Annotated in this window: 17 protein-coding genes; 10 read left to right on the top strand and 7 right to left on the bottom strand. The window is 69.8% G+C overall.

What is annotated here, in order from left to right; all coding sequences use genetic code 11:
• Window positions 1-78: 78 nt before the first annotated feature.
• The 3 genes from ACFY32_RS31175 to ACFY32_RS31165 are packed head-to-tail and all read right to left on the bottom strand — an operon-like array spanning window position 79 to window position 3,016.
• Entirely contained in the window at window positions 79-705 is a 627-nt protein-coding gene (locus ACFY32_RS31175) for a hypothetical protein (RefSeq protein WP_359198895.1), read from the bottom strand.
• Complete coding sequence (locus ACFY32_RS31170) at window positions 702-2,333, bottom strand: HAMP domain-containing sensor histidine kinase (protein ID WP_359198892.1); 1,632 nt, start codon at window positions 2,331-2,333, stop codon at window positions 702-704. The genes ACFY32_RS31175 and ACFY32_RS31170 overlap by 4 nt, the downstream gene beginning before the upstream one ends.
• Entirely contained in the window at window positions 2,330-3,016 is a 687-nt protein-coding gene (locus tag ACFY32_RS31165; RefSeq protein ID WP_390676063.1) for a response regulator, read from the bottom strand. The genes ACFY32_RS31170 and ACFY32_RS31165 overlap by 4 nt, the downstream gene beginning before the upstream one ends.
• Window positions 3,017-3,179: 163 nt before the next feature.
• Between ACFY32_RS31165 and ACFY32_RS31160 the strand changes: the two genes are divergently transcribed.
• The gene (locus ACFY32_RS31160; protein WP_359198886.1) at window positions 3,180-4,097 is read left to right on the top strand and encodes a DUF3152 domain-containing protein; all 918 of its coding nucleotides are present in this window, start codon (window positions 3,180-3,182) and stop codon (window positions 4,095-4,097) included.
• Here the strand turns inward: ACFY32_RS31160 and ACFY32_RS31155 are convergent.
• Entirely contained in the window at window positions 4,078-4,485 is a 408-nt protein-coding gene (locus ACFY32_RS31155) for a helix-turn-helix domain-containing protein (protein WP_359198883.1), read from the bottom strand. The genes ACFY32_RS31160 and ACFY32_RS31155 overlap by 20 nt on opposite strands.
• Window positions 4,486-4,569: 84 nt before the next feature.
• Here ACFY32_RS31155 and ACFY32_RS31150 point away from each other — a divergent pair, with 84 nt between their 5' ends.
• The 8 genes from ACFY32_RS31150 to ACFY32_RS31115 all read left to right on the top strand — a co-directional run bounded on the left by ACFY32_RS31150 (window position 4,570) and on the right by ACFY32_RS31115 (window position 14,939).
• Window positions 4,570-5,466, top strand: coding sequence for an NAD(P)-dependent oxidoreductase (locus tag ACFY32_RS31150; RefSeq protein ID WP_390676062.1), 897 nt, complete (start codon window positions 4,570-4,572; stop codon window positions 5,464-5,466).
• 127 nt (window positions 5,467-5,593) lie between these two features.
• The gene (locus tag ACFY32_RS31145) at window positions 5,594-6,127 is read left to right on the top strand and encodes a 2'-5' RNA ligase family protein (protein ID WP_359198877.1); all 534 of its coding nucleotides are present in this window, start codon (window positions 5,594-5,596) and stop codon (window positions 6,125-6,127) included.
• Window positions 6,128-6,422: 295 nt separating this feature from the next.
• Window positions 6,423-8,834, top strand: a complete 2,412-nt coding sequence (locus ACFY32_RS31140) for a glycoside hydrolase domain-containing protein (RefSeq protein WP_359198874.1) — start codon at window positions 6,423-6,425, stop codon at window positions 8,832-8,834.
• Between the two features lie 12 nt (window positions 8,835-8,846).
• Window positions 8,847-9,296 carry a hypothetical protein gene (locus tag ACFY32_RS31135; RefSeq protein WP_390676061.1) on the top strand — a complete coding sequence of 150 codons (450 nt, stop codon included), beginning with the start codon at window positions 8,847-8,849 and terminating at the stop codon, window positions 9,294-9,296.
• On the top strand, window positions 9,293-9,955 hold the full coding sequence (locus ACFY32_RS31130) for a M15 family metallopeptidase (RefSeq protein WP_390676060.1): 663 nt from the start codon (window positions 9,293-9,295) through the stop codon (window positions 9,953-9,955). The genes ACFY32_RS31135 and ACFY32_RS31130 overlap by 4 nt, the downstream gene beginning before the upstream one ends.
• 282 nt (window positions 9,956-10,237) lie before the next feature.
• Window positions 10,238-11,722 (top strand): peptidoglycan D,D-transpeptidase FtsI family protein, encoded by a 1,485-nt coding sequence (locus ACFY32_RS31125; RefSeq protein WP_390676059.1) that lies wholly within the window; start codon window positions 10,238-10,240, stop codon window positions 11,720-11,722.
• A gap of 436 nt (window positions 11,723-12,158) precedes the next feature.
• A complete protein-coding gene (locus tag ACFY32_RS31120; protein WP_390676058.1) occupies window positions 12,159-13,811 on the top strand; it encodes a penicillin-binding transpeptidase domain-containing protein in 1,653 nt (550 codons plus the stop codon).
• Window positions 13,812-14,150: 339 nt separating this feature from the next.
• Window positions 14,151-14,939 (top strand): BTAD domain-containing putative transcriptional regulator, encoded by a 789-nt coding sequence (locus ACFY32_RS31115; RefSeq protein ID WP_390676057.1) that lies wholly within the window; start codon window positions 14,151-14,153, stop codon window positions 14,937-14,939.
• Window positions 14,940-15,107: 168 nt separating this feature from the next.
• Here ACFY32_RS31115 and ACFY32_RS31110 read toward each other — a convergent pair whose 3' ends face one another.
• The 3 genes from ACFY32_RS31110 to ACFY32_RS31100 form a co-directional block, all read right to left on the bottom strand.
• Complete coding sequence (locus tag ACFY32_RS31110) at window positions 15,108-16,646, bottom strand: aldehyde dehydrogenase family protein (RefSeq protein ID WP_359198856.1); 1,539 nt, start codon at window positions 16,644-16,646, stop codon at window positions 15,108-15,110.
• Between the two features lie 7 nt (window positions 16,647-16,653).
• Window positions 16,654-17,589 (bottom strand): 2OG-Fe(II) oxygenase family protein, encoded by a 936-nt coding sequence (locus ACFY32_RS31105; RefSeq protein WP_359198853.1) that lies wholly within the window; start codon window positions 17,587-17,589, stop codon window positions 16,654-16,656.
• Between the two features lie 67 nt (window positions 17,590-17,656).
• Window positions 17,657-18,853, bottom strand: a complete 1,197-nt coding sequence (locus ACFY32_RS31100) for an aminotransferase class V-fold PLP-dependent enzyme (protein ID WP_359198850.1) — start codon at window positions 18,851-18,853, stop codon at window positions 17,657-17,659.
• A 268-nt stretch (window positions 18,854-19,121) separates the two neighbouring features.
• On the opposite strand from ACFY32_RS31100, the gene lat reads away from it, so the two are divergent.
• Complete coding sequence (gene lat, locus ACFY32_RS31095) at window positions 19,122-20,489, top strand: L-lysine 6-transaminase (RefSeq protein ID WP_390676056.1); 1,368 nt, start codon at window positions 19,122-19,124, stop codon at window positions 20,487-20,489.
• Window positions 20,490-20,501 lie beyond the last annotated feature (12 nt).

The following is a 20,501-nucleotide window of genomic DNA, read 5'->3' as shown; positions in this document are numbered from 1 at the left end:
GCCCGAGGCGGTCGCGGCGGGCGTGACCGGAAGGCCGGTTCCGGTCCTGGGGGCCGCCCTGGGCGGGCCGTCCGGTGGTCAGCCGGAGGGCTCCCACGGGGTCGGTGCTTCCGGGTGCTCCTGCGGAGGGGACGCGACGGGGCACGCGTGACCCGGCTGCGTCCTCGCCCATCCGTCCCCGAACACATGGAGGCTGCTGGGCGCGGCGGAACGGCGCGTGGTGTCGCCGTCGGCTTCCGCGTCGGCGCGAGGGACGGCGGTGGGGGCCGGCGAAGCCGCGTAAATCACCGTGCACGTCAGTTGGAGCATGGCCCGGCGGCTCAGCGGAGCCGTCTCACCGGGGAGTTTGACGAAGAGGATGCCGCCGTCGACCGCCACCCGCGGCGCGTCCGCCAGGCGGGGCAGCTCCGTGGTGCCCATCGCGGCCCCGTTCGCGGCCGGCCCCTCGAACAGCAGGCGTACGACGGCCTGGAGGTCCCCGGCGTCGTCGATCCGGCGGGGGTAGGGCATCAACTCCCCGTCGCGCAGGAAGAAGAGGGAGATGGTGGCGGGCGTCGGGGGTGGTGTCGCACCGGGGGAGAACATGCCGCTCGCCGGCGCACCGGTCTCGATGACACCGGACGGGGGGACCCCGCACGCCGTGAGCGCGACCGCGGCCACGGCCGCGAGCCCGGACAGCAGCGCTGCCCTCCGCGAGCCCTTCACCGGGTGCCCCCGTCGGTGTCGATGTCGGTGTCGTCGCGGTGCAGCGGGAGTTCGACCGTGAACACCGCGCCGCCCCGGGGCAGGTTCGCCGCCCGGACGCGCCCCCCGTGCAGGCGCACGTTCTCCGCCGTGATGGCCAGACCCAGCCCGCTGCTCTCGCTCCTGGCCCGTGAGGTGCTCGCCTTGTAGAACCGCTCGAAGATGTGCGGCATGGCCTCCTCGGCGATCCCCGGTCCGTTGTCGGTCACCTCGATGACGGCCCACGCCATGCCCGCCCCGTCCACCCGTGCCTCCATGGTCAGCCGCACGGGCGGCTCTCCGTGCCGCAGCGCGTTGCCGATCAGATTGGCCGTCACCACGTCGAGTCTGCGCGGATCGACGCGTGCGCGGAGCTCACCCGGTCCGGGCAGCCGGGTCTCCACCTGCTCCTGCCGCCACCGGGAGGCGACGGAGCGCCGTACGGACTCGGCCAGGTCGATCTCGTCCCGGTTGAGTTCGGCCGCCCCCGCGTCGAAACGGGAGATCTCCATCAGGTCGTTCACCAATCCGCTCAGCCGGTTCGTTCCCTCGCTGATGAGCCGCAGCGCCTCACCGGTCTCCCCTTCTCCCTCCAGGTCCAGCACGTCGGTGACCGCCGACATCGCCGCCAGCGGCGTGCGCAGCTCGTGGGAGACGTCCGCCACGAAGCGGCGCCCCTGGGCCTCCAGGCGGCGCAGCTCCCGTACGGTCCGCTCCAGTTCGGCCGCCGTCTCGTTGAAGGACTGGGAGAGATCGGCCAGTTCGTCGGAGCCGGTGACGTCCAGCCGGACGTCGAGATGCCCCGCGGCCATCCGGCGCGTCGCCCGGCGCAGTGCCCGTACGGGACGCAGTACGCCGCTCGCGGCGAGCAGCGCCAGGACGACGGCGAGGCACAGGGCCACCAGGGTGGCCCGCTCGATGCCGTGGACCATGGCCTCGACGTACCCCTCTTCGGTGGTCTGCGCGACCTCCAGGTACATCACGAGCCCGGAGAGCCTGGTCTCCGAGCCCTCGCCCCAGGTGTACGTGACGGGCATGCCGACGACGAGACGAGGACGCCCGTCGACGTCCATCCGCTGGAACACCGCGACACGTCGCTCCCGGACGGACCGGAGCATCTCGGGGCTCAGCTCGACGAAACCGGCGCTCGGCGCGTAGGCGCGGTGGCCACCGTACGTGGCCATGATCCGCCAGCCCGACGAACGGTTCGCGTACAGCACCTGGTCCACCGCGGACTGGAGGTCCGCCTGGGCCGGGGCGATGGGAATGGAGGGCGCGACGGCGTCGACGCTCGTACGGAACTGGTTGATGACGGAGTCCTGGCTCTGCTGGAGCACCCCCGTGCGCGCCTCGCGGAAGGCGAGGGCCCCGGTGCCCAGGGAGCTGGCCATGGCCACCAGGACGAAGGACGTCAGCAGGCGGGGGCGCAGTCCGCGCAGGGGGAGCGGAATGCGTGCCAGGGCCACCCGGAGGAACCGCCGGGGGCCGGCACCCGGTACGGCGGCGGTGGGCTGTGCGGCCGTGGGGGCCTCGGGTGCGGTTCTCCGTATCCCGGAGGTCTTCCGCGTCCGTACGGTCCTCCGGGCCCGTGCGGACGTCCGGTCGCTCATGAGGTGCCGAAGCGGTAACCGAATCCGCGTACGGTCTGCACGTAACGGGGATTCCTGCCCTCGCCGAGCTTGTTGCGCAGTCGCTTCACACAGGCGTCCACGAGCCGTATGTCGCCGTGATAGCTGTGTTCCCAGACCGCTTCCAGCAGTTGCTGGCGGCTGAACACCCGGCCGGGCGAGGCCGACAAGGTCAGCAGCAGCCGCAGTTCGGAGGGGGCGAGGGGGACGGGTTCGCCGCGGTGCGTCACCACGAACCCGGCGCGGTCGACGACCAGCTCGCCGTACGTCTCCGCCCGGGGACGGGTGCCGTCCGGCAACGACGCGTCCTGTCTGCGCAGTACGGCCCGTATCCGTGCGTCGAGCACCCGGGCCTGCACGGGCTTCACCACGTAGTCGTCCGCACCGGTCTCCAGTCCCACGACCACGTCGATGTCGTCCCCCCGGGCCGTCACCATGATGATCGGCACCTGGTCGCGGTCCCTGATCCGGCGGCACACGTCCAGGCCGGACATGCCGGGCAGCATCAGATCGAGCACGACGACGTCCGGCCGGAGGGGGAGGAGCTGTTCCAGCCCTTCCTCCCCCGTTTCCACGGCGAAGACCTCATGCCCCTGATGCCGCAGACCCAGTTGGACGGCCCTGCGGACATCTAGGTCGTCTTCGACGATCAGGACCCGTGGCATGCCGGCAGTGTAAGCAGACCGGACGAGACGACCGCCCCGAGGAAGGCCCCTCTCGGACCGCCGTTACACAACGATCACACGGGCCGGGGAACGCGGGCGTCGTTATCCTTCCGTGACGGCGCCGGCTCATGGGGATCATCTGGGATCACCAGATTGCGCTGCCATGTATGCGACGCGAGAGCGGCACACCGCACCCGCCACCGGCAGCACCGCGGCCGGTCACTGCGCCGGTCACCGACGCCGGTCCGCCCATCGCCGGGGCCGGCCGCGCCGCCGGGGCCGGAGCCTGCTGATCGGCCTGCTGGTGGCCGCCGGTCTGCTGGGTTCGGCGGCGTACCTCCTGGGAAGCGGGCGGAGCGACGCGTCGAGCGGTGCGCCGCACCCAGGGAGCACGCACGTCACCACCACCCCCACCCCCACACCGTCCCCCTCCGCTTCCCCCTCCCCTTCCCCTTCCCCTTCCTCTTCCTCCGGCCCCTCTCCCTCCGCGAGCCGGACCGAGATCGACGTCCCCCCGACGGGCAGCGGCACGTTCGTCACCGCGCAGGCCGGCGGGGAGACGGTGGGCAGCGGTTCCCGCCCGGTGCGCTACGTCGTGGCGGTCGAGACCGGCCTCGACATCTCGCCGTCCCAGGCGGCGGACGAGATCGCCGGGATACTCGCCGCCCCGCGGGGCTGGACCCACGACCCGGACAACGCGTTCCATCTGGTGGGCGCGGGATCGCCGCACGACATCACGGTAAAGATCGCGACACCGGCGACGGCGGACGCCCTGTGCTGGGCGGGCATCCAGCAGGCCACCGGAGGCGAGTACAACTGCGAGGTTCCCGGAGGGGTGGTGGTGAACCTCAAGCGCTGGGTCGAGGGCTCGCCCAACTTCGACGGGCCGATCCATGACTACCGGGCGCTGATCATCAACCACGAGGTGGGGCACTTCCTCGGTCACTCGCACGTGACCTGCGCGGGCGCCGGGCGACCGGCCCCCGTGATGATGCAGCAGATCAAGGGCCTGCACGGCTGCGTCGCCAACGCCTGGCCCTACGACGAGAACGGCGACTTCGTCACCGGGCCGCCCGTATGACTCCACCGGCGGTCGCGGACACCTCGGCCGTCCCGGCCACCTCGACCGCTCGAAGCCCCTCCCGGCGCATCCGATCGGTTCCCCAGGCCCCGAGCGACCTGAGTGCCTCGTTGAGTGTGCGTCCGTCTTCGGTCAGGGAGTACTCCACGCGAGGCGGTACCTCGGCGTACACCTCGCGGTGCACGAGGCCGTCCTCCTCCATCTCGCGCAGATGCTGGGTGAGCATCTTCTCGCTCACTCCGGGCAGACCGCGGCGCAGTTCAGCGAACCGGCGCACGCCATGGGCCTGGAGCTCCCAGAGGATCAACCCCTTCCACTTGCCGCTGACCACGTCGAGCGCGGCGTCGATCCCGCAGATGTACGGTCCCCGCCTGGGCGCCTTCGCCATCCCACCCACCCCTTACAGAAAGGTAAGTACCGCAGAAAATAGTAGGTACTTCCGGCCGCGACGGCATTCTTCCAGCATGGACGTGTGAACGAACGACACCAGCACACCGACACCGTCACCGTGATCGGACTCGGCCCGATGGGCCAGGCGATGACCCGCACCCTCCTGGCCGCCGGCCGTTCCGTCACCGTGTGGAACCGCACCGCCCACCGGGCCGACGGCGTCGTCGCCGACGGAGCGAAGCGCGCGGCCACGGTCCGCGAAGCGCTCGGAAGCGCCGACCTCGTGATCCTCAGCCTCACCGACTACCGGGCGATGTACGACCTCCTCGACAGCGCCACCGATTCGCTTGCCGGCAAGACCCTGGTCAACCTCAGCTCAGACACCCCCGACCGCTCCCACGAGGCGGCGACCTGGGCGGCCGGCCACGGCGCGGCCTTCCTGACCGGGGGAGTGATGGTCCCCGCGCCGATGGTCGGCACGGAGGCCGCCTACGTCTACTACAGCGGCAGTGCCCAGGTACTGGAGCGCCACCGCGAGACGCTGACGCTGCTGGGAACACCGAAGTACCTGGGCGACGATCCGGGGCTCGCCCAGATGATGTACCAAGCCCAGCTCACGGTGTTCCTGACGACCTTGTCCTCCCTCATGCACGCCACCGCGATGCTGAACACCGCGGGCATGAAAGCCCGGGAAGCCCTGCCGGAACTGCTCGTCACCGCCGACTCGATCGGCGACATGCTCAGGGCGGGCGAGGAGCACCCCGGCCTCGCGCTGGACGCCGGACAGCACCCCGGTGACCTCAGCACGGTCACCATGATGGGCGCGACGACCGATCACATCGTCGAGACCAGCAGAGCACTGGGCCTCGACCTCGCCCTTCCGCTGGCCGTGCAGTCCCATTACCGGCGCGCCATCGAGGACGGTCACGGCACCGACAACTGGACGCGCATCATCGACGGCATCCGCCACCCGCGCTGACCTCGCGTACCGCGGTCGACTCCCGGCTCGGTGACGACGGCGGCCGGGGCGTCTCGCCGTGGCCGCCCGGCTCCGGCACGTCATCCGGTACCGGCCGGCCACGCCGTTCCGCGGATAGACTGCCTCGGTGCGTACGGTCGAGCTTCTGTTGGACGAGGCGGCGGAGCTGGCGGTCCGCGAGGCATGGCGGAAGCTGGCGGACATGGGGCTGCCCAGTCAGGCGCGGCACAGCTCATCGACCAACAGCCCGCACCTGACGCTGGCCGCCTGCCCGGAGCTGACCGGTCCGATCCGCTGGGAGCTCGCCGAGGTGGCCGCTGTCCTTCCGCTGCCGGTGCGGTGCACCGGTCTGCTCCGCTTCGAGCGGCCCACCTCGGTACTCGCCTGGGGACTGGACCTGGACCCGGCGCTGGACGGTCTGCACCGCCGCGTCTGGGAGGCGGTGGCTTCGGACAGCCCGCCCGAAACCCTCAACCCGCTGCACCGGCCTGGACGCTGGCAGCCGCACATCACCCTCGGCCGGACCCGACGGGCCGGCGCCTTCACCGACCGGCGGATCGCTGAGCTGCTGCCGGCCCCGCCGCCGTCCTTCCGGATCACCACCCTGCGCAGCTACGACACCCGCACCGGCGCCCTGGAGACGCTGGAGCCCCGCGCGTGAGCGCTCCCGGCGGACAGGGTGCTGAACCGGAGCAGAGGTGGACGCCCCGTTCCCCGGCGGCTTCACGTGCCCGGCGGAGTCAACTCTGTAAGGCGGCTGCTGCCCCGGCCTTCGGACAACGCCGGGTCCGGGTCCGCTCAGGCCGGGGACCTGCGACGGTTCGAGCAAGGACGCCCTCGCCCCGCTCCGGAGAGGGACGGAACGGAGAGTTCCGCTTCGTACACTGCCCGCTACGGTTCCGGAGGCGACCCTCTTCCGGCGCCGGGCCATGTCACACGAGCGGAAGGTGTCACCTGTGGCGGACGAGCAGGTCCTCAGAGCCCAGAAGTGGGTGAACTCCACCTACGGCAACGTCTCCGGGTACGTGCGCTGCCCCGAGAACGGCCGTACCGGCTGGTCCACGATGAACTCCCTGATCATGGGGCTCCAGCACGAGCTGGGCATCACCCCGCTCGTCGCCTCCTTCGGTCCCACCACCTACTCGAAGTTCGCCGCCCTCGGCGACATCGGCTTCGGCTGGGACAAGAACCGCAACATCGTCGCCGTCCTCGAGTTCGGCCTGTGGTGCAAGGGCTACTGGGCCGTCGAACCCGGCAGCGAGGGCTGGTACACCGGCGTCACCCGCGCCGCCGTCGAGGAACTCCGCGAGAACATGGGCATCGGCGGCGACGGCGTCATCAACGCCAAGCTCGCCAAGGCGATCCTCAACATGGACGCCTACGTCGTGCTGGCAGGCGGAAGCGACAAGATCCGCTCGATCCAGCAGTGGCTCAACGGCCGCTACTGGACCCGCAGCGAGTTCAACATCGGCCCCTGCGACGGCATCTACTCACGCGACGTACAGAAGTCGCTGATGTACGCCATCCAGTACGAGCTGGGCCTGACCCCGACCGGCAATTTCGGCCCCGGAACCCAGACCGGTCTGAAGGCCAACACCGTCGGCCCCGGATCGTCCGGCATCTTCATGCAGCTCTTCTCCGCCGCCTGCGTGTTCAACGAGCCGACCCCCGGCGCCGACACCTCGCGAACCGGCTTCACCAGCTCCTGGAACAGCGACATCGAGAAGTGGGTGGCTGACTTCCAGGCGTTCAGCAGGCTGCCGGTCTCCCGCAGGGGCGACTACCAGACCTGGGCCCAGCTCCTGGTCTCCATGGGCGACCCCGACCGTGAAGCGACCGGCAGTGACACCCGGTACGAGATCACCCCCTCCCGCGCCAAGTGGCTGTTCGACAACAAATACCGCGTCGTCGGCCGCTACATCTACGACCCGCCCGGCTCCACCCTGGACAAGGAGATCAAGCCGGGTGAGCTGCAGACCATCTTCGCCGCCGGTCTGAAGGTCTTCCCGATCTACCAGGACAACGCCCGCCAGCTCTCCGACTTCACCTACACGCAGGGCTACCAACACGCCCTCAACGCCCACAAGCTGGCCTCCGATTACGGCTTCAACCGCGGCACGACGATCTACTTCGCCGTCGACTACGACGCCACCCAGGAAGAGATCGACGGCAGCCCCAACGGCATCGTCACCTACTTCCACGGTGTGCAGGCCGGCCTCGCCAGCCAGGGCAAGCGGTACAACCACGGCGTCTACGGCTCCCGCAACGTCTGCATCAACGTCACCGAGAAGACCTTCGCCCGCCACTCCTTCGTCTCCGGCATGTCCTGGGGCTTCTCCGGGAACCTCGGCTTCCCCCTGCCGGGGAACTGGTCGTTCAACCAGATCAAGGAGTTCAAGGTCACCAACGGGACCGACACCTTCGACCTGGACCGCGACGTCGTCTCCGGCACCGACCCCGGCGTCTCTTCCGTCAACGACCAGGCCGGCCCGGCGGACGACTTCATCAACTACATCAGCAGGCTGTACGACCTCGCCGGCGAGTACGGGGCCACGGGGAACAGGCGCAGCCAGCTCGTCATGGAGTACGGCCGCCACAGCGCCTACGGCGACTGGCAGTGGAAGATACTGATCGGCGGATACGAATCCGGCTTCGTGGACTTCGTCAACGGCAAGGGCATGTCGGTCAAGGCATCGTTCAAAGATCCGTTCACCGGCTACTCGCTGGGCGCCGAACACCTGCTGGCCACGGCCAACGCGCACCTCCTCATCGACCACCCCGGCGACCTCGGCGAGGCGAACGGCGGCGACGTCGGCGGCTGGGCCGGCGACCTGATGACGTTCTGGTCGGACTGGCGCCACTCCGAGGAGGAGTACGCCAATCCGCTCGACTTCTGCCACGCCAAGCTCGCCATTCCCGGCGTCTCCTCCACCTTCGGCTACACCGACCTCATCGAGGACGCCGACGGCTACCTCCTGGCGCGCGCCGTCCGGAGCGGCAGGAACATCCTCGACGCGGTGCGGGACCACTACACGGGCGGCGGCGGCCTGCGCCGGTTCGACAACTACTTCACCCAGCGCTGGGGCACCTCGACCACCTGCAAGAACTCCGCGAACTTCGCGTTGTGCGGCACCGAATCGAAGATCATGGCAGCCCAGCTCGGTCTCATCACCAAGAGTGGCGCCGTCCTGCCGAACGACTACAAGCTGACCCCCGGCGGAACGGACAAGGTCGACAACTTCTGCCAGGGCTTCGTCGACGCCCTCAACGCCCGGCGCGGCATGGAGAGCCGCATGGCCACCCAGTACCGCGCCAACCATGAGAAGTTCCTCCGCGAGGCCCGTGTGCGCGCACAGCGGGGTCAGTAGTAGACACCAGGTATGAAGGAAACAGCACTGGTCGCCGTAGTCCTCGCACTCGCCGTGTGGTTCGTATGGAACATCTGGAGCGTCGTCCAGCTCGTCAAGGAACTGCGTGAACGGTTCTGGGCCCGCCCGCTGTGGTGGCTTCGGTGCCTGTCCCTGTCCGTGTTCACCGGCACGGCGGTGTGGCTGTTCGGGGCCTTCTCCGGAGGGCTCGACGTCGAGGAGTCGTGCCGCCTCACCCATCACCAGCGGTACGACCCGGCCTACCGCTCGGCCCACGCCGAGGAGTTCCAGCGCCTGTTTCCTCTGCGCAACAAGTGCAACGCCTCTTACGACCTCGTCCCTTCATGGGTCAATCCGACGGTCGCGGCCTGCTTCGTCGTCGCGGTGCTCTGCATCGCGATGCTCGTCCGGCTGGGCCTCTCCCGTGCGGTGACCGTGAAACGAAAGGCACTCCGGTCATGATCACTACTCGTCTGTCCCGGCGCCACTTCATCGGCGCTTCCGCCGGCGCGGTCGGCGCGCTCGCTCTCACCTCCGTCGGCGATGCCTCCGCGGCCCCGGCGGCCGAACGCACTTGGTCCGGGGGCCGGTCGAAGAACGGCTGGCAGGTCCTCAAGACCGCCAAGTCCTTCCGCGTCGAGGGCAGCGACCGCTCGGTCCAGCTCGCCGACGGCGATGCCGCGACCGTTCTTCTGCACTTGGTGAGACGTATCAACTACGAGATGTACTCGCTGCGTTCCGGGGACGTCCACGGCTGGACCGACGACCGCAAGGTCAAGGAGGAGTACGAGTCCAACCACCTGTCCGGCACCGCGGTGGCGATCCGCCCCGCGGCCTACCCGGTCGGCTCCAAGGGGAACCTGTACCCCAACGAGCTGGTCGTGGTGCGGGACATCCTCACCGAGCTGGACGGCGTCGTCGCCTGGGGCGGTGACTTCGAGACACCGAAGGAGTCCCACTTCGAGATCGCCGTCACGCCGGGCCACCCCCGTCTGAAGGGCGTCGCCCGTAAGATCACCGGATGGGAGGCGGGCCCCGGCAACGAGGGTGCGGGGGCCGTCGACGCCTTCGCCCCCGAGCGCCGCCGACGGGCCGAGGCGTTCGTCCGCCGGACCGCCTGAAAGGTTCACGAAGAGCCCTGGGGTCCCGCCCTGCGGCGTGAGCGGCAGGGCGGACCCGCCGAAACACGGTCGCTTCGGAGCCGCCGGTCCGCCATCGGGACCGCTCCGGTCCGGCCGATCCTGATCCGTCGACCGAGAACGCGCCGGGACACTCAACTATGGTGCGGGCATGGCGATTTCTACTCCGACCCAGGTTCGGGCCATGCCGTTCCAAGCACTTCAGCCAGCCGCCCGTCCCGCCCGGCCGACGGGACACGTGCCGGCCGCTGGAGGTGCTGCCGCGTGAACAAGCCGCTGAGACGCGTAGCCATCTTCTGCGGGGTGCTGATACTCGCGCTGCTGATACAGGCCAACTGGCTGCAATACATGAAGGCGGACGAACTCGCCACCGACAAGGACAACCGCCGCGTACTGATCAACCAGTACTCGACACCACGCGGCGACATCATCGTCGGCGGGAAGGCGGTCACGGACTCGGTGGAGTCCAAAGGGTCGGACCTGAAGTTCGAGCGCAGATACAGGAACGGCCCCATGTACGCGCCGGTCACCGGATTCGCCTCCCAGGCCGTGGGCATGACGTTCCTGGAGAACACGTACGACAGCCTGCTCAGCGGCCAGGACGACCGGCTGGCCTTCGAGCGCTTCACCGACGTCGTCGCCGGGAAGGAGCGCCGGGGCGGAGACGTCATCACGACGATCGACCCCCGGGCGCAGGAAGCCGGATACGAGGGGCTCAAGGACCTCGGGGCCCGCGGCTCGGTCGTGGCACTGGAACCGAGCACGGGAAAGGTGCTCGCCCTCGTCTCCACGCCGTCCTACGACCCTTCGTCGTTGGCCGGCAACTCGCTCAAGGAGAGCGAGAGGTTCACCGAGCTCAGCAAGGACAAGGCCGAGCCGCTGGCCAACCGCGCGCTGCGCGAGACCTTCCCGCCCGGTTCCACCTTCAAGATCCTCACCGCCGCGGCGGCGCTGGAGCACGGCGTGGTCACGGACGTCGACGCCCGCACGGACGCGGTCTCCCCTTATCCTCTGCCGCAGTCGGCCAACAAGGTGAGCAGCGAGGCCGGTGACGGCGTCTGCGACAAGGCCTCACTGAAGACGGCCATGCAGTACTCCTGCAACAACGTCTTCCTCGACGCGGCCGTGAAGGTGGGCGCGGACAGGATGCGCGAGACGGCCGAGAAGTTCGGGTTCAACGAGGACGTCTACTCCTCCGACTTCGGTGACCTGCGCGCCGCCAAGAGCCTCTACCCCGAGAACCTGGACAAGCCCGGTACCGCGCTGACCGGCATGGGCCAGGGCAGCCTCACCAGTACTCCGATGCAGATGGCCATGATCACCGCCGCGTTCGTCAACGACGGCAAGGTGATGCAGCCCTACCTCGTCGACGAGTTGCGCTCGCCCGACCTGAGCACCCTGGAGAAGCACGAGCCCCGGCTCATGAGCGAGGCCGTCTCCGAGTCCACGGCCCAGAAGGTCCGCGAGATGATGGAGCACACCGCCGAGGAGGGCAGCGCCCGGCGGGCCCTGATCGACGGCATCACCGTGGGTGGCAAGACGGGAACGGCCCAGCGCGGCGTCGACGTCCGCGACCGGGTCCCCTACGGCTGGTTCGTCTCCTACGGCGTGGGTCCCGAGGGCAAGTCCGTCGCGGTGGCCGTCTTCATCGACCCGACCGACATGGACATCTCACGCGAGCAGATCTCCGGCGGCAGCCTGGCCGCCCCCATCGCCCGGGATGTGATGCGGGCCGTCCTGCAGAAGTGAACCGAGGAACACCCGAGTCACGACGGCTCCCGTCCCGTGCGGGGCGGGAGCCGTCCGGCGTGGCGGGCGCGGCGCGTAGCGACCGGCGGAACGTCCTGCCGCTGCCAAGCAGTCGGCCGGTTATTCTCGCAATTTCGCTTCGCGCTCGACGAGCCGCCGCTATTCAGCCAGTTTGATCCACGGCGGCGGGCGCTTCGGCGCCGTTTCTTCCAGTGTTCTAGTCCAATGTTTACAAAAAAATCGTCCCATTTGATACGGCATTGTCCCCGTGTGTTCGACGTGACGATCTTGTGCAGCCTCCCCCCTTTGATCACCCATTCGGCACTCCGCCCGGCCGCGGCCCCGGCGGGCGATACCAGCTCTTTCACGCCTCGGCTGTCTTGAATGGCGTAGGGCAGTGAACGACACGAGGTGCGGAACGCCTAATGTGAGGTGCATGACCCGTTCCGGCAGCCATGTTGATTACCCCCACTCCCGCCGGCGCCGCTCTCACGGCCGGGCAATCGTCTCGACGGTCGTCGCGCTGGCCGTGACCGCCGGCATCGGTTATTGGGGTTACTCCAGCCTGGTCGCCGAAGAAGGACCGGACGACCCCGAGGTGGCGAAGGCGACCGCCCACCTGAAGAAATTCCTCGACGCCTGGCAGAGGGCCGACGCCAGGCGCGCGGCCCTGCTCACGGACAGCCCGGACAATGCCGAGTCGCTGATCAAATCCGTCATGGCCAACCTCGATCCGTCGAAGACCGAGATCAATGCCGGCGACGCCGAGAAGAAAGCGGAAGGGGAAGTGGAAGTCCGGTTCAGCGTGGGGATGAGCCTTCCGGGAGCGGGCCGCTACGAGTGGGACTCGAAGGCCGACGTCGTCAAAGCGGACAACAAGTGGAATGTCAAGTTCCACACCGAGGTGATCCACCCGGAGATGGTTCCGGGACAGACGCTCGCCCTCAAGACACGGGACCGGGCCCCCATCCTCGACAGGAACGGCGAGGACCTCGAATCGGCCTCCCTCGTCGGAACGGTCGACGCCAGGACGGGCAAGGGCGTCTCGGGTCTCCAGGCGCGCTACGACAAGCAGCTCACCGGAGGCTCCGGACCGGTGAAGTCGGTCGTGGTCGTGGACCGCCGGTCGGGCCAGGTGGTCAAGAAGCTCACCGGACCCGGGGCGAGCCAGGGCAAGCCGGTGCGGACGACCATCGATCCCGAGGTGCAGAAGGCCGCCGCCGACGCCCTGAGCGCGGTGGAGAAGAACGCGGCGATCGTCGCCCTCGACCCCTCCACCGGACACATCCTGGCCGCCGCCAACAGGCCCGCCGGCATGAACCGCGCGCTGGAAGGGCGCTACCCGCCCGGCTCGACCTTCAAGGTGGTGACCGCCGCCGCCCTGCTGAAGCGCGGAATGAAGCCGTCCGACCCGGGGGAGTGCCCGAAGTTCGCCCATGCCGGCGGCCAGCGCTTCGAGAACCAGGACCAGTTCCTGCTGCCGCCCGGCTCGACGTTCCGGGACGACTTCGCCCACTCCTGCAACACCTTCTTCGTCAACGCGCGTGACAAGCTGTCCGCGTCCGCGCTGCACGACACCGCCGCGGCGTTCGGCATCGGAGGCACCTGGGACGTGGGCACCACGACCTACGACGGCAGCGTCCCGGTGACGACCAGCGACAACGACAAGGCCGCCGCCACCATCGGCCAGGCCCGGGTGCAGGCGTCGCCGCTGGTGATGGCCTCGGTCGCGGCGACGGCGAAGGAGGGCGTCTTCCGTCAGCCCGTCCTGGTGCCCGGCGCCGTGAAGAAGAAGTACGAGGCCCCCGCCCGCCTCGACGCCGGTGTCTTCGAGGGGCTGCGCGGCATGATGCGGGCGACGGTGACCGAAGGGGCCGGCCGGGCCCTGAGGGGCATTCCCGGCGAGCCGCACGCCAAGACGGGCACGGCGGAGTTCGGCACCGAGAACCCGCCGCGCACCCACGCCTGGATGATCGGCTACCAGGGCGACCGCGACCTCGCCTGGTCGGTCCTCCTGGAGGACGGCGGCTCGGGCGGTGCCGACGCCGGTCCGATCGCGGCCGCATTCCTCCAGAACCTCGTGGGGTGAGCCTTGGACCCGTACACGAACTGAAAAGCGACACCGCGCCCCTTGCGCGGCAGCCCGGGGGCTGACCGGGCGGGCCGGACTCCGACGACGGCCGGAGCCCGCTCCCGACCACGCCCCCGTGGCGGCCCCGTCGCATGCCGACGCGATGTCACCACTTCGGCTCCCTGACCTTCTTCGACCACGGTTGGCTTCCTTCGACACGGCGCGGCGCGGCCCCTCGGGCCGGCCGGGCAGCGACAGGTGTACGGACGTACCAGCAGCACTGGCCAAGGAAAAAAGCCCATGCCCCGCCCGTTCCGTCCGGGTGACGGCGTAGACCATTCACAGGGAGTAAACGCCATGACCATCCGTACCGGTGTGACGATCCGCCTTCTCGGCCCCGTGACGCTCGTGAAGAACGCCCTGCCGATACCGATACCCGGACAGAGACAGAAGAGGTTCCTCTGTTGTCTGGCTCTGCGCCCCGGGCAGGTCATCTCGAAGGAGCTGATCAGCGAGGAGTCCTGGGACGGGGAGCCGCCGCTGACCGTCTCCGGACAGTTGCAGACCTCGGCCTGGATGATCCGTACGGCCCTGGAGAAAGCGGGCCTGTCCCGTGACGCGGTCGGCTCGCACGACAGCGGGTACGAACTGCGGGTGCCCGCCCAGGCCATCGACCTCTTCGTCTTCCGGGAGATGGTGCGCGACGTCCGGGAGGCGCACGCGGGCGGCCGGTACCAGGACGCCTCCGAACGGCTCGACGCCGCGCTGGACCTGTGGAAGGGCCCGGTCTTCGCCGACGTCACCTCCGGTCGGCTCCGGATGAAGGGGGAGGCCCTGGAGGAGGAGCGTACGGCGGCGGTCGAACTGCGTGCCCTGATCGATGTGGGCCTCGGGCGGTACAGCGAGGCGATCGCCCGGCTGTCGGAGCTGGTCGAGCGTGACCCGCTGCGCGAGGACCTGTACGTCAGCCTCATGAAGGCGTATTACGCCGAGGGCCGTCAGGCCGACGCGATCCAGGTCTTCCACCGGGCGAAGCGGTATCTGCGGGAACACATCGGGATCAACCCGGGGGCGAGGATGACCCGGATGATGCAGGCCATCCTGCGCCAGGAGGAGCAGTTCCTGCGGGTCGGCTCGTCGGTCTGAGCGGAGTCCCCGGGCCTGGGCCGGTGCCCGCCCGGCGTGGTGTCCGACGGTTCGCGCCTGTCCCGCCCTCCGGGCGAACGGCGGGAACCGCCGGACACTCCCCGCGTGTGCGCACCGGCACCGCGCCGCGGGCCACGGCCACGACGCGGAACCCGGCCCCCGGCCCGGCTAGCCGGCGAAGTCGACGCCCTGCGCCAGGGTGACCCGCCCCGAGTGGTTCACCGTGTTGGTCGCCCGGCGCATGTACGCCCGCCAGGCGTCGGAGCCGGACTCACGGCCGCCGCCGGTCTCCTTCTCACCGCCGAACGCCCCGCCGATCTCCGCCCCCGAGGTGCCGATGTTGACGTTCACGATGCCGCAGTCCGCGCCGTCGGCGGCCAGGAACCGCTCCGCCTCCCGCTGGTCCCTCGTGAAGATTCCGGCCGACAGCCCCTGCGGTACCTCGTTGTTCAGCCGGATCGCGGCGTCGAGATCACGGTAGGTGAGGACGTACAGCAGGGGAGCGAAGGTCTCCTCACGCACCACGTCGGTCTGCGCCGGCATCCGGACGAGGGCCGGCCGCACGTAGTACGCGTCCGGGGCCGCGTCAGCGAGCATCCGTTCGCCGCCGACGACCAGGGTGCCGCCGTCCGCGGCCGCACGCTCCAGGGAGGCGCGCATACGGGCGTGGGAGTCCTCCCGCACCAGGGGGCCGACAAGGGTGGTGGGGTGGAACGGGTCGCCGACCGGCAGTCGGCCGTACGCCCGGGTGAGCCGTTCGACCAGGGCGTCGGCGATGTCCTCGTGCACGATCAGCCGGCGCAGCGTGGTGCACCGCTGGCCCGCCGTGCCCGCGGCGGCGAACACGGTGGCGTGGACGGTGAGGTCGAGGTCCGCCGACGGGGTGACCACGGCGGCGTTGTTGCCGCCGAGCTCCAGGAGGCTGCGGCCGAACCGGGCCGCGACCCGGGGGCCCACGGCACGGCCCATCCGGGTCGAGCCGGTCGCGCTGACCAGCGCCACGTCCGGCGCGTCCACGAGCCGTTCGCCGATCCCGGCGGCGCCGAGGACGACCTGGTTGAGGTGGGCGGGCGCGCCGGTCTCCGTGGCGGCGCGGTCGAGGAGGGCGGTGCAGGCCAGCGCGGTGAGCGGGGTGAGCTCGGACGGCTTCCACACCACGGCGTCCCCGCACACCAGCGCCACCGCGGCATTCCACGCCCACACCGCCACGGGGAAGTTGAACGCGGTGATCACACCGACGACGCCCAGCGGATGCCAGGTCTCCATCAGCCGGTGCCCGGGGCGCTCCGAGGGCATGGTGCGGCCGTAGAGCTGCCGGGACAGGCCCACCGCGAAGTCGCAGATGTCGATCATCTCCTGCACTTCGCCGAGCGCCTCGGAGCGGATCTTGCCGGCCTCCGCGGTGACCAGGTCGGCGAGGTCCCGCTTGTGCTCGGCGAGCAGCTCGCCCAGTCGCTTGACCAGTGCGCCGCGCACCGGTGCCGGGGTGGTCCGCCAGGTGTCGAACGCCTGCCGAGCGGCATCGACGGCGCGGTCGACGTCGGCCGGGGCGTCGGTGCGCAGGCCGAACAGAGCGCCGCCGGTGACCGGTGTCCGGGCGGTGAGGGCCTCGCCCTTGTACGCGGCGAGTTCGACGCCGCAGCGCGTCAGAGCGGCCTCCGCCCGAGCGCGTATGTCATGGGTGCGGGTGACTGGCGCCGCGCTCACGGCCGCATCACCCCTTGGTCCCGGTGCGGAGGTTGACGTAGTTGCCGGAGATCCAGTCCTGGAAGGTGGCGGTGTCGCCGTCCAGGCCGATGTCGAATCCGCACCGCCTGGCCAGGGGCACCGAGAACGTGAAGTCCGCGTTCGGGCGCAGGAAGAAGACGCTCGACGTACGGCTGCTGCCGGCGATCCGGTCCCGGCCCGGCGCCGCCACATGGTGCCGCGGGGCCTTCACCTGGCCGCCGGTGGCCAGCGTCGCGACGGCTCCGCAGAAGACCACCACCAGGTCCGGCCTGGCCGGGAGGTCCACGAAGACGCCGTCCACCTCGACCTGCAGGCTGACGAACCCGTTGGGGCACGGTGTCTGCTGGATCAGCGTCACCGTCGACAGGTCGTAGTGCGGCGCCATCCGCAGCGGCTCCTCCTCGGCGCTGCGATGCTCGGGCACCTCCGGGAAGTAACGGAACCTCAGCACGGGTTCGCAGTCGACGAACGCCTCGACGCCGCCGTCCGGTTCGGTGCCGGTCGTCTTCAGCACCTGCCGCGCCACCTCCCGGGAGGCGTCGTACATGCGGTCGAAGTAGCCGGTCCAGACGCGTTCGAAGTCCGCCGTGGGGAAAAGGTTCTCCGAGGTGCCCATGGAGTAGCACATCGAGTAGTCGGTGTACTGACCGCTGTTGGTGATCTTCGCGGTGCTCTCCGACTCCAGGCCCGTGAAGCCGCGCCGCACGGTGGGGTCCTTGGAGGTCACGGCACGCTTCTGCTCCGCGGTGCCGTGTTCGAAGAAGTCGACGGCGACGTCCTTGGCGACCTTCTGGTCAGTCTCCGACAGACCGCTGTCGGACAGGTAGAAGACGCCTTTGTCCGCCAGACAGCGGCGGAACTCCTCCTGGTCGCACCCCGCCTGGAGGTCGGCCAGGTTGAACGTGGGAATGGTGGTGTCCATCAGGGCTCACTGCTCCTTGCGTAACCGGGGTGGTCGACGACACGGGGAAAGCGAGCGCACACGGCGCTCAGCCGGACGCCAGCTCCTTCAGCGCGTCCGCCACGTACTCGATCTCGGACTCGGTGGTGTAGAAGTTCGCCGATATCCGCAACGACGGCCGGTCCGGCCCGTCGGCCACCGCCGTCTCGATCCGGAACCGCTCCCAGAGCCCTCGGCGCAGCTTCTCCGCGCTGGTCGTCGCGGGCAGGTGGAAGGCCACCATGCCGCCGGACAGGGCCGGGTGCCGCGGCGTGGCCGGTCGCAGGCCCTGCCAGTCGGTCAGGCGGTGGTGGACGTGAGCGGCCAGCTCGCGTCTGCGGGCGCGGAGCCTGTCGTGCCCGAGCCGGGCCTGGAAGTCGATCGCCTCGGGCACGGCCAGCCAGGGGCACAGATCGCGGGTGCCCTCGCACTCCAGCCTGCGCAGCCGCGGAGTGCTGCCGAACCGGTCGCGCTCGTCCGGCGGCCCGCTGCCCGGCGCGGGCCGGTACGCCCAACTCACCTGTGCGGGTTCGAGGGCGTCGTGCTGTCCGGGCCCGATGTGCAGGAACCCGACGCCGGTGGGGGCGAGGAGCCACTTGTGGCCGCTGCCCGCGTAGTAGTCGCAGGGGATGCCGGCCAGATCCAGGTCGATGAACGCGGGCGCGTGGGCGCCGTCGATCACGGTGACGATCCCGCGGCGGCGGGCCTCCTCGCACAACTCCCGGGCGGGCAGGACCAGTCCGGTCGTCGACAGGACGTGACTGAAGGACAGCAGCCGGGTCCGCGGACCCATGGCGGCGACGGCGGCGTCGACGATCTCGCCGGGGCCGGCGGGCAGCGTGGGCACCCGGAACGTCCTGATCGTCAGGCCCTGCCGCCGGGCCGTCCGCTCCCAGCACCAGCGCATCGGCGTGTACTCGTGGTCGGTCAGCAGTATCTCGCCGGGCGCGGTCAGGGCCAGTGACGACGCCACCAGGTTGACCGCCGCGGTGACGTTGGTGGTGAAGGCCAGCCGGTGCGGGTCCCCGCCCAGGAAACGGGCGAGGTGTTCACGTGCCCGCCACAGCAGCGCCGGGACCTCGCGCAGCAGGAAGTTCATCGGCTCCCGGGCGATGCGGGTGCGCAGGTCGGTGACCCGTTCGAAGGTGCTGCGGGGCAGCGGGCCGGCGGAGCCGGTGTTGAGGTTGACGACGGTGGGGTCGAGCAGCATGAGGCCGCGGGCGTCAGCCCAGTCGGCGAAGGCCATGTCGTGATCTCCTGCGCACTCGAGAAATATCGGGACCGCCGGAATGGGATCGACGCGTCGGACATTAGCAGCTACCCCGTGACAGAGAAAAGGGAATTCCTGGAAAAGCTCCTGCTTCTTATGGAGAGAAATGCGAGAGAGGTGGGAGAGGGTCTCAAGAGGGGTGCCCGTTAGCCTAGGCGTTCCAGGATAATCGGTGCACCGCCGCAGCAAGTCCGGCGCTTGACAGTTCCGACCATTCGTCCGGCCCTTACAGGAGTCTTCGCACATGGGTGAACAGGGACGTCGTCCTGACTCTGGCTTCTCGGAAACGGCACAGCAGAACGCTCGGGACGTGCATCGTACGCTGCGGCGTCATGTGCTCGTGGACGGCTACGACATCGTTCTCGACCTGTCCGCGAGTCAGGGAACCATACTGGTCGACGCCATGACCGGCGACCGCTATCTCGACCTTTTCTCCTTCTTCGCGTCGGCGCCGCTCGGCGTCAATCCGCCCTGCATTACGGACGATCCCGACTTCATGCGGGAACTCGCCGCGGCGGCCGTCAACAAGCCGTCCAACCCCGACCTGTACTCGGTCCCGTACGCCAGGTTCGTCGAGACGTTCGCCCGGGTGCTCGGTGACCCGATGCTGCCGCGTCTGTTCTTCGTGGACGGCGGGGCGCTGGCCGTCGAGAACGCGCTCAAGGCCGCTTTCGACTGGAAGGCGCAGAGGCTGGGCCTCGACGAGGCGGCGGTGGACCGGCTCCAGGTGCTGCACCTGGAGCGGTCGTTCCACGGGCGCAGCGGCTACACCATGTCGCTGACCAACACCGACCCGGCCAAGACCGCCCGGTTCCCCAAGTTCGGCTGGCCCCGGATACCGTCGCCCGCGCTGCGGCACCCGGCCACCGCACATCAGCGCGCCAACCAGGAGGCCGAGCAGCGAGCCCTGCGGGCGGCCGAGGAAGCCTTCCACGCCGCGGACGGAATGATCGCCTGCTTCATCGCCGAGCCGATCCAGGGCGAGGGCGGCGACAACCATCTGAGCGCCGGCTTCCTGCGGGCGATGCAGCGGCTCTGCCACGAGCACGACGCCCTGTTCGTGCTCGACGAGGTCCAAAGCGGCGGCGGCATCACCGGCACCCCGTGGGCCTACCAGCAACTGGGCCTCCAGCCCGACCTGGTGGCCTTCGGCAAGAAGACCCAGGTTTGCGGTGTGATGGGCGGCAGGCGGATCGACGAGGTCGCGGAGAACGTCTTCGCCGTCTCCTCCCGGATCAGCTCCACCTGGGGCGGCAACCTCGCCGACATGGTCCGGGCCACCCGGATTCTGGAGACGATCGAGCGCACCCAGCTTCTCGACGCCGTCGTACGGCGGGGCAAGTACCTCCGTGACGGACTGGAGGCCTTGGCCACCGAGTACCCGGCCGTGGTGAGCGACGCCCGAGGCCGCGGCCTGATGTGCGCGATCACCCTGCCGGACGCCCGCCGCCGCGAGGACGTGCTGCGCACCATGTACCGGGAGCACCACGTGATCGCGCTGCCGTGCGGCGAGCGCAGCCTGCGCTTCCGCCCACCGCTGACCATCACCGAGGGCGAGATCGACCAGGCTCTCGACGCACTCGAAGGCAGCCTTCGGACGCTCGCCGCCTGAAGCACGCCCGCG

Source organism: Streptomyces sp. NPDC000134 (assembly GCF_042899225.1).
Classification (GTDB): Bacteria; Actinomycetota; Actinomycetes; order Streptomycetales; family Streptomycetaceae; genus Streptomyces.
This window is presented reverse-complemented; position numbering and strand designations above follow the sequence as displayed.

Coding starts and splice junctions, on each gene's coding strand:
- ACFY32_RS31135 (WP_390676061.1), top strand. CDS start 8,847: ATGAAGGAAACAGCACTGGTCGCCGTAGTCCTCGCACTCGCCGTGTGG.
- ACFY32_RS31155 (WP_359198883.1), bottom strand. CDS start 4,485: ATGGCGAAGGCGCCCAGGCGGGGACCGTACATCTGCGGGATCGACGCC.
- ACFY32_RS31120 (WP_390676058.1), top strand. CDS start 12,159: ATGACCCGTTCCGGCAGCCATGTTGATTACCCCCACTCCCGCCGGCGC.
- lat (WP_390676056.1), top strand. CDS start 19,122: ATGGGTGAACAGGGACGTCGTCCTGACTCTGGCTTCTCGGAAACGGCA.
- ACFY32_RS31105 (WP_359198853.1), bottom strand. CDS start 17,589: ATGGACACCACCATTCCCACGTTCAACCTGGCCGACCTCCAGGCGGGG.
- ACFY32_RS31170 (WP_359198892.1), bottom strand. CDS start 2,333: ATGAGCGACCGGACGTCCGCACGGGCCCGGAGGACCGTACGGACGCGG.
- ACFY32_RS31115 (WP_390676057.1), top strand. CDS start 14,151: ATGACCATCCGTACCGGTGTGACGATCCGCCTTCTCGGCCCCGTGACG.
- ACFY32_RS31130 (WP_390676060.1), top strand. CDS start 9,293: ATGATCACTACTCGTCTGTCCCGGCGCCACTTCATCGGCGCTTCCGCC.
- ACFY32_RS31100 (WP_359198850.1), bottom strand. CDS start 18,853: ATGGCCTTCGCCGACTGGGCTGACGCCCGCGGCCTCATGCTGCTCGAC.
- ACFY32_RS31160 (WP_359198886.1), top strand. CDS start 3,180: ATGTATGCGACGCGAGAGCGGCACACCGCACCCGCCACCGGCAGCACC.
- ACFY32_RS31165 (WP_390676063.1), bottom strand. CDS start 3,016: ATGCCACGGGTCCTGATCGTCGAAGACGACCTAGATGTCCGCAGGGCC.